Here is a 593-nt window from a genome sequence, read left to right as displayed (position 1 = left end):
GTTCATGGTCGTGCACGCGGCGCTGRCGGTGCTGCTGGCCCGGCTGTCSGGCACCGRCGACATCGCRRTCGGYACSSCGRTCGCCGGCCGCGGCGASKCCGCGCTSGACGACSTSGTSGGCATGTTCGTCAACACSYTGGTGCTGCGCACCGAGGTGGGCTCGGCGCGGTCGTTCGACGAGTTGGTCCGTGAGGTTCGTGCCGTCGACCTCGCCGCCTTCGGGCACGCAGACGTCGCGTTCGAGCGTCTGGTGGAGGTCACCGCACCGGCCCGTTCCACCGCACACCACCCGTTGTTCCAGGTGGTCTTTGCCTTCGAGGACCTGCCGGTCGACGGGTTTGCCCTGCCGGGTCTGCAGATCGGGCGCGAGCCGCTCGACTTCGGGGTGGCCAAGTTCGACCTGCAGCTGACGGTCAGTGAGCTGCTCGACGCCGAGGGTGCGGCCGCCGAGTTCGTCTATGCCACCGACCTGTTCGACGAGGCGACCGTGCGCGAGTTCGCCACGCGCTTCCTGCGGATCCTCACCGCCGCGGTGCGCACGCCCGCGGTCCCGGTCGGCGACATCGAGATCCTCGATGCGGCCGAGCGAATGT

General features: G+C 69.8%; 1 protein-coding gene. It reads left to right on the top strand.

Annotation, left to right across the window (positions count from 1 at the left end; genetic code table 11):
* Positions 1-4: 4 nt before the first annotated feature.
* Positions 5-593, top strand: a 589-nt coding sequence (locus AC1DYG_RS18910; RefSeq protein WP_477641408.1) for a condensation domain-containing protein, incomplete at its 3' end; no start/stop codon positions are given.

It is taken from the genome of Pedococcus sp. P1_H8 (assembly GCF_056405175.1).
The sequence above is the reverse complement of the archived record's forward strand: the minus strand, read 5'-3'. Positions and strand labels throughout refer to the sequence as shown.